Annotated in this window: 8 protein-coding genes and 1 pseudogene; 5 read left to right on the forward strand and 4 right to left on the reverse strand. The window is 43.8% G+C overall.

The genetic code is table 11. From position 1 onward, the window contains the following. Positions 1–119, reverse strand: a pseudogene (locus MED222_RS20525) (NADH:ubiquinone oxidoreductase); the annotation flags it as partial. 594 nt (positions 120–713) lie between these two features. Between MED222_RS20525 and MED222_RS20520 the strand changes: the two are divergent. The 3 genes from MED222_RS20520 to MED222_RS20510 all read left to right on the forward strand — a co-directional run bounded on the left by MED222_RS20520 (position 714) and on the right by MED222_RS20510 (position 6,189). Then, a complete protein-coding gene (locus MED222_RS20520; protein ID WP_009844864.1) occupies positions 714–1,952 on the forward strand; it encodes an L-lactate MFS transporter in 1,239 nt (412 codons plus the stop codon). Positions 1,953–2,008: 56 nt separating this feature from the next. Next, entirely contained in the window at positions 2,009–3,673 is a 1,665-nt protein-coding gene (locus tag MED222_RS20515; protein WP_009844865.1) for a VRR-NUC domain-containing protein, read from the forward strand. A 161-nt stretch (positions 3,674–3,834) separates the two neighbouring features. Beyond that, positions 3,835–6,189 carry a fatty acid cis/trans isomerase gene (locus tag MED222_RS20510; RefSeq protein ID WP_009844866.1) on the forward strand — a complete coding sequence of 785 codons (2,355 nt, stop codon included), beginning with the start codon at positions 3,835–3,837 and terminating at the stop codon, positions 6,187–6,189. A gap of 259 nt (positions 6,190–6,448) precedes the next feature. On the opposite strand, the gene torS is transcribed toward MED222_RS20510, so the two are convergent. Continuing rightward, positions 6,449–9,472, reverse strand: coding sequence for a TMAO reductase system sensor histidine kinase/response regulator TorS (gene torS, locus MED222_RS20505; RefSeq protein ID WP_009844867.1), 3,024 nt, complete (start codon positions 9,470–9,472; stop codon positions 6,449–6,451). A gap of 64 nt (positions 9,473–9,536) precedes the next feature. Continuing rightward, positions 9,537–9,701 carry a hypothetical protein gene (locus MED222_RS22575; RefSeq protein ID WP_232281790.1) on the reverse strand — a complete coding sequence of 55 codons (165 nt, stop codon included), beginning with the start codon at positions 9,699–9,701 and terminating at the stop codon, positions 9,537–9,539. Here MED222_RS22575 and torT point away from each other — a divergent pair. Beyond that, positions 9,646–10,593: a TMAO reductase system periplasmic protein TorT gene (gene torT / locus MED222_RS20500; RefSeq protein ID WP_231847903.1), complete on the forward strand. Its 948-nt coding sequence runs from the start codon at positions 9,646–9,648 to the stop codon at positions 10,591–10,593. The two genes, MED222_RS22575 and torT, sit on opposite strands and share 56 nt — an antisense overlap. A 60-nt stretch (positions 10,594–10,653) precedes the next feature. After that, complete coding sequence (locus MED222_RS20495; protein WP_009844869.1) at positions 10,654–11,109, forward strand: methylglyoxal synthase; 456 nt, start codon at positions 10,654–10,656, stop codon at positions 11,107–11,109. Positions 11,110–11,437: 328 nt separating this feature from the next. Here MED222_RS20495 and MED222_RS20490 read toward each other — a convergent pair. After that, positions 11,438–11,890, reverse strand: a 453-nt coding sequence (locus tag MED222_RS20490) for a methyl-accepting chemotaxis protein (RefSeq protein ID WP_009844870.1), incomplete at its 5' end; no start/stop codon positions are given.

Genomic DNA, 11,890 nt, shown 5'->3' on the forward strand with positions numbered 1-11,890 from the left:
CAGTAACAACTACCAACTGCTAATGCCGCAATATAGAAGCCGAATAGGAAAGAGTGAATATGGTCAGCTGCCGCTACACCACCAGAAATTGACATCAATAAAATTAAAAACAGTTTCATAATACTCGCCTCACCATAGGTTGGAAACGCATCCTTTCAAATTTGGAATCTCAGTTTGCGCACTATTTTCCCACTTTTTTTGTTCAACACAACCCCTCAAGTTGAACAAAATGTAAGCAATGGTGCTAACAAAAACCCAAGTTAACAATCATTTAACATACTGTTTTTAATAAACCTCCGTTAACCCTTGTCTCATATGAATAAAGCGTCATTTCGATTTATTTTGTTACACAAAATTAACCTTGGAAAATATTTAAAATAATTCGTAACTCTGTGATATCCGCACGGGATACGTGGACAATCTGAAATGTGTATCGAAGAATCCCTTAAAAAATAAGCCCGCCACGCTAAAAAGAACAAAATAGAAAGGTATTAAACACAACTTACAAACCAACAAAAAACAACCCATTAACAATTTTGAGTTTATTTACCGAAAATGGAAAAAGAGATTCCAATCACATTTTTATTGGTTATAATCCGCGCTCTTTTGCGTTGTCTGTTGATAAACGCAAACTAATTTTGAAGAAACAATCACAATAACCCGTCTTTAGTTAAGTGGCTCACCACTGACCAACGACAAAACTGAGAATAAAAATGAGCAAGATTGATAAAGCATCACGTATCCTGCTAGCAGGCTTCTGTATCAACCTTTGTCTTGGCATCCTGTATGCTTGGAGTGTATTTAACAAGGCGCTAGTTACTGAAGCTGGTTGGAGTGCTGCTGAAGCATCTTCACCTTACGCTATTGCAACTATCACATTCTCTGTTTGTCTTCTTGTTGCAGGCATCCTACAAGACCGTATGGGTCCACGTAAGATCCTTATTCTTGGTACAGCGCTTACTGGCCTAGGTATGATTGCTTCTGGTTTCGCTACGACTCCTATGATGCTAAACCTAACGTTTGGCGTGATGACAGGTGCTGGTATCGGCTTCGGTTACGCATGTCTTTCTCCATCAGCAATGAAATGGTTCCATTCTTCTAAGAAAGGTATGGTTAACGGTCTAATCGCTGCAGGCTTCGGTCTTGCTGCTATTTACCTAGCACCACTAACTTCTGCGCTAATCGATAGCATGGGTATCCAAACAAGCTTTATGATTCTTGGTGTTGGTGTACTTGCAATCGCAGTACCTCTAGCGGCAACGATCAACAACCCACCAGCGGATTACACGCCAGCTGAGCCTAAAGTAAAAGAAGGCCAAGCACCTAAAGCGGTTAAGAAGACTGAAGACCTAACATGGAAAGTAATGCTGAAGACTCCTCAGTTCTACTCTCTATGGATCATGTACGCATTTGCTGCTTCTGTTGGTCTTATGATCATCGGTAACATCACTACGATTGCTAGCGTTCAAGCGAACCTACCAAACGCGGTTTACCTAGCGTCTATCCTTGCTGTATTCAACTCAGGCGGTCGTGTTGCTGCAGGTATGCTTGCAGATAAAATCGGTGGCGTACGTACTCTACTTTTAGCGTTCATCCTTCAAGGTGCGAACATGGCTCTATTCGCTACGTTCAACTCTGAATTTACGCTAATCATTGGTACGGCTATCGCAGCTGTTGGTTACGGTACACTTCTAGCAGTATTCCCAACACTAACTGCGGAATTCTACGGCCTGAAAAACTACGGTACGAACTACGGCGTGCTTTACACGGCATGGGGTATCGGTGGTGCTATCGGTGCTGCGGTTGTTGGTTACTCAATGACGAATGGCGAAGGTTACGGCCTAGCTTACACAATCTCTGCTGCTATGATGGCCGTGTGTATTGTTCTAGCTATCGTGACTAAACCAATCTCAGAAGCGAAAGCAACAGAACTTAAGCAAGCAAGCGCTTAACTCAGTTCTCGATTGATTAAAAATAGAAAGAGCTTAACCTTAGGGTTAGGCTCTTTTTGTATCAAGCGACTAATCCATTGACGATAGAAACCACTCCTCAGCTCTCCCCTACTTATTATCTCGACAACTTCAATCGACTGATTGAACACGCTCAAACACTCTATCCAGATCTGCTGAGTGACGATGAATGCCGTTGGTTGTCTGAATACAAACGTCTTTCAGTCGCAAGCCAGTGTCTAATGATTCGTTTGCTTTCTCGCAAAGGCTGCTGGTTTCGAAGTGATAAGCTCGACTATGCTGAAATTCCAGATCTGAAAAACGCCCTACAAGAGCTAAACACATCGAACTTCATTGCGTTAAGCCACCCTACCGAACAACATAATCTTGTCATTAATGATCTCGAATTAGGATTGCATCTACTGACTAAACCAGAACTGTTCAGCGCATTTCCATTTCTTATGAACTATAAGACAGCGAAGAAAGACGAACTCTTGGCTTTGCTCGATCACCAACCTTTTAATAAGTTCCGAAACTTGTCGTTCGATTGTATTTACGTTGTCAAATCTGAAGTTATTGATGTCTTGCTGCTACTGTTCTTTGCCAATACTTATCAAGACCTAAGCCAATTCGTTCTTAGCGATCTTGGACTCAACACCTTCGAAAACTACCCATTAAGTAAACAGCGTCGTTTCTTCACCTCTAGAGAACAGCTCAATCAACTGCTCCAGATACGTGATATTCAACGCTTGTATTCAGAAGGGGACCGCAAAGACGGTGAGTTTCTGGAGCAGATTTTAAACTCGATTCCTGAAGAATCAGAGCACAGAAGCATTGCCAGAAAACGATCGCGTTTGATCAATGATATCGCTCGCGATCTAGAAAGGCTCAACCAAAACGATCAAGCTGTCTTTTGGTTCAAACAATCCGTACTTCCCCCAAGCAGAGAACGACTTGCACGCATCTATGACAAGCAAGATGAGCTAAACTTAATGTGTGACATTGTCACGAAAATGAAAGCGAATCCATCGGATGTATCAGAGCAGGAAGTCGCTATTAAGCTTGAAAACAGGCTACTACGGAAACAGGGCCACAAAGTTTCTCGAACCATAAAACCGAGCTGCAAAGAGATAAAACTGGAATTAGACCTCAGCCAAACGCGAGTTGAACTTGCGGTGAAGCAACACTTGGAAAACCAAGGTTGGGAAGTCTACTTTTCAGAGAACAGTTTTTTATGTGGATTGTTTGGCTTAGCCTTTTGGGAAGTGATTTTCGCAGACGTTGAGGGCGCATTTATCAATCGCTACCAACATCGCCCTCTGGATCTATACCATTCAAATTTCGTAGACAAACGAGTTAAACAGATCCAGGCTGCGTTTCAAACCATATCCGAGCAAGGACTAAACCAATTGCTTGATATCTACGACCAGAAATACGGTATCGCAAATCCATTCGTTCATTGGAACCATTTCCCTCAAGCACTCATTGAGCACAGTATGGAGGCTATTCCGAACGCCTTAATCGTCGAGCTATTCAAAGTGATGCTCAGTGAGCTAAAGCTATTTAGAACTGGGATGCCGGATTTGATTGCGTTCAAGGACGATGAATTTCATTGGATTGAGGTCAAAGGGCCCGGCGATAAATTGCAAGACAACCAGTGGCGATGGATCAAAGAGTTCGAGCGATTATCTGTTCCATTCTCGGTTTGCTACGTCAATCATTAGATAGTTGCCTAGCTCTAGTCTCTAGTCTCTAGTCTCTAGTCTCTAGTCTCTAGTCTCTAGTAAATAACTTACATCAATATCTTATCTACAAAATAGTCAGAACATGAGCTTTTTCAATCATTTTCGATATAATTGGAGAAAATGCCTAATCTTTAATACGTATGAATTTGAAAAAACTCTTCATTTTAGCTTTTGTTAGCGTCTTCTCAGGTTGTGCCGTCTACGCGGGGTTGAACTTCGATCAGCTCTTTGGTGAACAACAAGTCCGAGATCGCCAAGCGCCTATTCTTTCATCTCAAGCACAGCATTTCATTGACGAAGTAAAGCCTATCATTGATAGCCGCTGTGTTGTTTGCCACGCTTGTTATGATGCACCTTGCCAGCTAAAAATGTCTTCAGTTGAAGGTATCGACCGAGGGGCGAGTAAGGCACTCGTTTATCAAGGCACCCGTTTAACCGCCTCAGCCCCTACCCGCCTGTTTGAAGACGCGATAACCACACAAGAGTGGCGTGATGCGGATTTTCATCCAGTGCTAAACGAACGTATGCAGAATTCAACGGCTAACCTTGATGCTGGGCTTGTTTCTCGTATGTTGATGCAAAAAGAAAACCACCCTCTTCCAGATCAAACGCAACTTGAAGGCTTCGACTTTTCAACCGATCGCGACCAACAGTGTCCAACCATTGAAGAGTACGCTCAATACGAAAGAGATTACCCGACGTGGGGAATGCCTTATGGCATGCCGAACTTAGATAAAACGGAATACGCGACTTTAATGAGTTGGTTGGAAAACGGCGCGTTAATGAATGACCATATTCCACTGAATGATGCGGAACAAGAGCTCGTTGATATCTACGAGGGCTTTCTCAACAAGAGTGACAATAAAAGCCAGCTTTCAGCACGTTATATCTATGAACATCTGTTTCTATCACACCTCTATTTCTCTGATTTAGCTCAGCCAACACGCTTCTTCACCTTGGTTCGTTCTGCGACGCCTCCTGGTGAAGCGGTTCATCGCATCACGAGTCGTCGACCTTACGACGATCCAAAAGTGGATCGGGTTTATTATCGCCTGATTCCAGAGCAAGGCACCATCGTCCACAAAACACACATGCCTTTCGCATTAAATGAAGAACGCCTGAACAATTGGAACACATGGTTTGTGGATGCTCGTTACGCTGTCAAACAACTTCCTAGCTACGCGATTGACGTCGCGGCGAATCCAATGACTTCGTTTGAAGCTCTTCCGGTGAACTCGCGCTTCCATTTCATGCTGGACAATGCACAAAACACCATCATGGCCTTTATCAAGGGGCCGGTGTGTCGCGGGCAGCTCGCACTCAACGTGATCAATGATAGATTCTGGGTACTATTCATCGATCCTGATAAAGCAGATCTGCCTGAAATTAATCAGTTTTATGCCAACCAGAAGCAAAACCTAAAGCTGCCTAGTGAACTAGAAAGCAACACTGTCCCTGTCACAAGCTGGGTGAGCTACGCGAAGCAACAAGCTCGATACCTTAATGCAAAATCAGACTTCACCAATCAATGGTTTGATAGCGGAGTAAATCTAGACACAGATATCATTTGGGATGGCAATGGCACGAACCGTAATGCCGCGCTTACTATCTTTAGACACTTTGATAGCGCTTCAGTTGTTCAAGGTTTAGTTGGCCCACAACCCAAGACAGCGTGGATTCTTGATTACGCCCTTCTAGAACGTATCCATTACCTTCTCGTTGCTGGTTTTGATGTCTACGGTAACTTCGGCCACCAACTGATTACCCGTATGTTTATGGATTTCTTGCGCCTTGAGGGTGAGAGTAACTTCTTGACCCTTCTTCCAAAAGACGTACGACACATTGAACACTCAAGTTGGTATGAAAACCAAAGCTCACAGTTGAGCGACTACTTGCAGCGTAATATTGCACCTTTTGACCAGCCAACCAACGTGATATACAAAACGACAAATCCTAAGCGTGAACTGCTTAATATGATCAAAGATAAGCTCGCGCCGATCCTCGATAATCGCTTTGATATTGTCGAAACAGGTTTCAGTCGGAAAAACGAAGCTCTGCTCAAACAAGTGAATTTGATTAAGGGAGTTGGTCTGCGTCATGTGCCTCAATTAGTTACGATCATGATTGAAAGCGAGAACGGCGATGAGCAGCTGTTCACCATGATTCACAATAACGCTCACAGCAACATTTCAAGCCTGTTCAATGAAGAGGGTAATCGAGATTACGCCAATGACGACTTAACACTAGTACGTGGGGTTGTAGGTAGCTACCCTGCCGCTTATCTGTCATTAACTGAGCGCAATATACCGACTCTGGTTAAAGCACTGCAAAGCTTGGACACAGAAAAAGATTACGTCGCGTTGCTGGATAAGTTTGCAGTACGACGCAGTTCGCCTGAGTTCTGGCCATTCAGCGACCGAGTTCACCGTTGGTATCAACAAGATCAACCGATTGAGTTTGGTTTATTGGATTACAACCGTTTTGAGAATAGATAGTAAAAATAGATAGCGAGTAAACGGTATACCTTGATTCTAGCTTTTGAACATTGAGCACATTGCCTCGAGCGTCGGCTATATTGCCTTGAACGTCGGCTATATCGCCTTAATCGTCGGCCATATTACTTGAAATCTTGGTAAGTCTTTCTTAAAGAACCATTGGTACACATGCTATAAAAAATCCTCTGACGAATAGTCGTTCAGAGGATTTTTTATTTAGCTTGCAGATTAGGTATAAGCTTAAAACAGGCTCACATCGTTAAACGGAAACATAGGGCACAAGTGCCTTCAACGAATCTCTAACTAGTTCCGATAAAGCTTGGTCGTTATCTCGATACTGCAATAATGGTTCTTCGCTTGCTTCAATGCTCTGACACAAGCTGTACAGTGCTGATAGACCCAAACTACCCGCCGACCCTTTAAGTTTGTGCGCCAAGGACTTCACTTCTCGTCCATCATCCGCTTGACTCGCCTCAGCTAATTCATTCAAGGTCAGGTCACTGCTTTCATCAAACAGCGCAACGATCTGTTTCATTTTCTCTAATCCAAGAATCGACAGATCACCCTCTATCACTTTGGAATCAATCAATTTCACCGGAGCATCTCCTCGGTCTTGGGTATCATATTGAGAATCAATTATAGCCGTGTGATTAGCCAATACATCTGCCATCTGTGTGGCGTTCAGTTCATCACTGTTACTCTCAATTACGCGTTTATAGTTTTGTTTGCAAACAGCATCATTCGGATCAGGCTGTGGCAACAACAGTGCTTTACCATCGAGTTGAGTAACGATGAGCTGAGAAAGAGCCTCTTTCTCCAACGGCTTAGGCAAGAAACCATCGAACCCTGATGCTAAATAGCTTTCGACTTCTTCATTGAATACATGCGCCGACACCGCCACCATAGGGGGTATATTTAGCGGCTCAGCCGTGGACGTTTGTTCTAGGATCGCTTTTAACTGTTGAATCAGCTCTATGCCATCACAATCGGGTAGATTGATGTCTACCAGCGCAATATCAAACGCCTGCTCACTGAATATAGCTCTGGCCTCTTCTCCTGTTGTCGCCATCACAACGTCATGGCCTAGGTTATTCAGAAATCCTTCAGCAACAATGCAGTTAACAGGGTTATCTTCAATCAACAGTACTTTGGCACGGATACAAGCTTCAATAGTCGGTGCTTTCGTTTCAATCTTCTCACCCGCGAACAAAGGTACTGAGAACCAGAATTGGCTCCCTTCACCTTCTTCGGAATGAACACCAATATCACCGTTCATTGCTTGCATGATACTTTTGCTGATCGCTAGCCCTAGCCCAGTGCCGCCAGTTTTATTGCGACCACTACCGGTTTGGGTGAATGCATCAAACAGACAAGCTTGCTCTTTGCTATCAATGCCAACCCCCGTGTCTGACACTTCAAACATCACTCGATTTTCATCTTCTATATCTAAGCTGATAAAGATATCGACTGAGCCTGTTTCAGTGAACTTAATCGCATTGCCAACCAGATTGTTCAAAATTTGGCTGATTCGTGTTACATCACCACGCCAATAACGTTGTACGTTACTTTCAATATGGAAATCGAAATTAAGTTTCTTCTCAGCAGCACGTCCCTCCATTAGTTGGTAGGTATCTTTAACCATTTGGTAGAGATCAAACGAAGCCGTGCGTATTTCTAAATGCCCCGCTTCTATCTTTGAATAATCAAGCACGTCATTCAAAATGGCGAGAAGATTCTTGCCGCTGCGGTTAATGATATCGGCATAACCCGATTGCAAAGGATCTAGCCCAGTATCTTTAAGTAATCGAGCCGTACCTAACACACCATTCATCGGTGTTCGTATTTCATGGCTCATCGTCGCGAGGAAGGCGGACTTAGCCCGGCTTGCTTGTTCTGCGGCATTACGAGCCTTAGCGTGATTTTCCACCTCGACATTCAACTTCTCATTGGTTTTTTGCAGTTGATAAGTTCGGTCGGTGACCAATTCTTCTAAGTGCTCTTTATGTTCTTCGAGCTCACGTTTCGCCTTCGCTTCTCCAACGGCAACCACTTGTAGCGCCTGTGCCGTATTTCTCGCTGTAATAATAGCCTCACCCATATGAGCCAGTTCATCATTACCTTTAACCGAGATATCGATATTCAGACGCCCCTGAGCGATAGACATCAAAGCTGAAGAGTATTCAGTAAGACGTTTAACCACCGAGATATAAACCACTCGCCAAACGATAAATGCGACGATAACCAAACCAATAACCGAAATCACAGACAGCGACCATTGAGCCAGATTCAACGTGCTGGTCAGCTCATCAACCGCTTTTTTTGTGCTTCGGTTTGAATCATCAACCAGTTGGTTAACCGTTGTATTCAGCTGAGAGAACAGCTCCAACGTATTTTGCATCAGAAACTCTGACTTTTTGGTGTTCTCATATTGTTCTAGCGAGATATCGAACACGACCTGGCGTTTTCTCAACTCTTCAAGCAACTGAGACATCTGCGCTGAACGAGTCGGATCTTCGACCGCTTTCACACGGCGCGCCATAATTCTTAGATTAGATTCAAACTCAGATTGGATTTGATGAATACGTTCAACGTTAGTGACAGTCTGCGTTTCTTCAATTTGATTAAGCATTTTGTACGCCAACAAATGTAATTCGTGCAAGCGTTCAGACAAATCAAGGTCAACCTCAACAAGCGCATCTAAGGCTTGGTAGGCTTTATCAGTTTGCTTAGTTTCTAGTAGGTCATAGATGTGTGTGACGTTGGCAACTGCGATGGTGGCCGTGTTCAACACTTGGGTTCGGGTTAGCTGCTCTAGCTCTTCCGCAAGTAGACGCATCTCTTCAACACGAGAAGACAGTTCCTTGTTTAACCAAAGCTTACGTTCAACTGACACGCCCAACTCAGCCAGTGTATTAATAACACTTTGGACATTGTTTTCGAGTTTATTAAGAAGTTGGGAATCAAAACTGTCGACGCCAAGTTCTTTGATATGCTGAAGAAGCGACTCAAGTTGACCGAACAACATAGTGCCCGCTTCTTTTCTTTCTGCTTCATTTCTCGCATTAGAAAGCGTTTGTACCGACGAAATAATACGGTTACTCAACTCAGATACTTGACGAGCTTCGATCATGGCAGGAAGAGCAGAATCGACGACGTTTCTTTCAGTCTTTGCTACAAAGCTAAAACCAGAAACACCGATCAATGCAGACAATAAAACCAACAGGGCCATCACTAAGAATGAGGCCAGTAGCTTGCGTCCAATACTCGCTGAAGCTAACAACATAAACTCTAAACCTTAAAACGTTCTTCTTTACCCATGCAGAATACGCTATATTTTGCAGTGTTTCTTATCTAAAACCAATAAAACGGCAATTCATGCTATCTAGACCTTTAACTTCAAAAATTCTTCTCTCATTACTAGCATCAGTCACCACTGTAGTAAGTGCTAGTGAGCCTTTGAGCCCAATAAAACCGGCAGAAGCCACATCACAAAAAGAAAAAATTTGTGCCATTTATCCGCACCTAAAAGACTCTTATTGGTTATCGGTTAACTACGGAATGGTCTCAGAAGCAGAAAAGCAACAAGTCGAACTTAGAGTTTTGGAAGCTGGCGGTTACCCCAACGTAGCCAAACAGGCCTCACAACTGGTGCTTTGCACGCAATGGGGGGCTGATGCCATTATTTTAGGCACAGTTTCGCCTGACGCTTACCATGAGAACCTGACCAACTGGGTCGGAGCAACCCCTGTGTTTGCCACAGTCAATGAGTTAACCGTCAATAAAGAGCAACAAAGAGTATTAAAAGGCACGGTCGGTGTCGACTGGTATCAAATGGGCTTCCAAGTCGGAGAGTTTTTGTCGAAAAGACATCCAAAAGGGTCAGGAGAAACACCTATCGCCCTATTACTTGGCCCACAAGCAAGCGGTGGCACTAAACCTGTGGCGCTCGGGTTTTATGATGCAATCAAATCGAGCGATATCAAAATCGCGATCAGCTATTGGGCAGACAACGATAAAGAACTGCAAAGAAACTTGGTACAACAAGTCATCGAACAACCGGATATTCAATATATTGTCGGAAGTGCAGTCGCGATTGAAGCTGCGATAAGTGAACTAAGAGCTGCGGGTAAAACCAAAGAGATTGGGTTAATTTCAAGTTACTTAAGTCACGGAATCTACCGCGGTTTGCTTCGTAACAAGGTGCTTTTTGCACCAACAGATAAAATGGTTGAACAAGGTCGCTTGTCGGTAAAGCAAGCCACCCATTACTTGCGTGGTCAACCTTATGAAAAACATAGCGCACCCATGATTGAGGCACTGACACCCGCAACACTCAAAGATCAAATTATCGCCGACTCATTGTCACCTTCTGAGTTTCGCCCGGTATTCAGTGTGAATCCTTAGTGCTATATTGACTAAAGAACTCAAAACAATAAAAACGAATCAATCATTTAGGGAACATCCATGCAAAAAACGACGCGTACTATGCCAACGCATAAGAACATCGCTTTGGTCGCTCATGACCATTTCAAACCTGAGCTATTAAGATGGGTCAAAGAGAACAAAGAAAAACTACAAAAGCACTTCCTTTATGCAACGGGCACGACAGGTTCTCTACTCAGTAAAGAAACAGGCTTAGCGATTAAGAGCATGATCAGCGGCCCAATGGGCGGTGACCAACAACTTGGTGCCCTTATCTCTGAAGGCAAGATCGATATGATGATTTTCTTCTGGGATCCATTAAATGCCGTACCACACGACCCGGACGTAAAAGCACTGCTTCGTATCGCAAGTGTTTGGAACATCCCTGTAGCAACCAACCGCGCTACCGCTAACTTCCTGTTTAACTCTTCATTGCTTGAAGAAGAAGTGATCATTGAGATCCCAGACTACGAAGCATACTTGGCAGAGCGCACATAATCACACGTTAAATTAGCCCTTTACTAGGGCGTGTTGATCTTTCGAGCTGATTTTTGCAGCGAATTGCTGGGGATTTCTACAAGGCAGAGGCTTTGATGTGTAGCTAGCCTACATGAGAAGCCGATAACGTAGTAGAAATGGCTAGCAAACGCTGCCCGAAGGGTTCGGCTAAACACACTAAAGAGCCTGCATTATGAACTGCCCCCAATAGTTGGACATCAATTATTGGGGGCTTTTCTGTTTCTGAAAACGATTCTTTTGATCCACAAAAAAGCCTTGCTAGTTTCGCAAGGCTTCTCTTATTTTTCATGCTTCTAAAATCTAACTGCTATTTTTCTTCGAAGCGCTTCGCTAAATGATAGAACTCATTCACTTGCTCTTTTAGCTCTGTGGAGTGGTCTTTCACAGAATGTGTTGCAACCAGGTTTTGCTCTGCGGTAGAAGCGATAGACTGCATATGTAGGTTTACTTCGCTCGATAGTTCACGTTGTTTATGAGCAGAGCTTTCAACAGATTGCATCAGTTCATTCATCGATTGCATTAGATTTTCAACTTCAGATAAACGCTCTGCGCTCACCTTCGCAACATCACCACACGCGTCGGTTTGGTCTCTGTTCGCCAGAATATCTTTCTGCCAGCTTTCAATCGTCGCCAGCATGGTATCGATGCTCTCTTTAATCTGAACTGTGGCCTTTGACGTTCGTCCAGATAAAGCACGTACTTCGTCGGCAACAACTGCAAAGCCTCGTCCTTGCTCGCCTGCTCTTGCCGCTTCAATCGC

It is taken from the genome of Vibrio sp. MED222, from assembly GCF_000153005.1.
GTDB classification, from domain to species: Bacteria; Pseudomonadota; Gammaproteobacteria; order Enterobacterales; family Vibrionaceae; genus Vibrio; species Vibrio tasmaniensis_A.

Excerpts from the sequence above, each read along its gene's own strand:
- MED222_RS20520 (WP_009844864.1), top strand. The coding sequence starts at position 714 with ATGAGCAAGATTGATAAAGCATCACGTATCCTGCTAGCAGGCTTCTGT.
- MED222_RS20510 (WP_009844866.1), top strand. The coding sequence starts at position 3,835 with ATGAATTTGAAAAAACTCTTCATTTTAGCTTTTGTTAGCGTCTTCTCA.
- torS (WP_009844867.1), bottom strand. The coding sequence starts at position 9,472 with ATGTTGTTAGCTTCAGCGAGTATTGGACGCAAGCTACTGGCCTCATTC.
- MED222_RS22575 (WP_232281790.1), bottom strand. The coding sequence starts at position 9,701 with ATGGCACAAATTTTTTCTTTTTGTGATGTGGCTTCTGCCGGTTTTATT.
- MED222_RS20495 (WP_009844869.1), top strand. The coding sequence starts at position 10,654 with ATGCAAAAAACGACGCGTACTATGCCAACGCATAAGAACATCGCTTTG.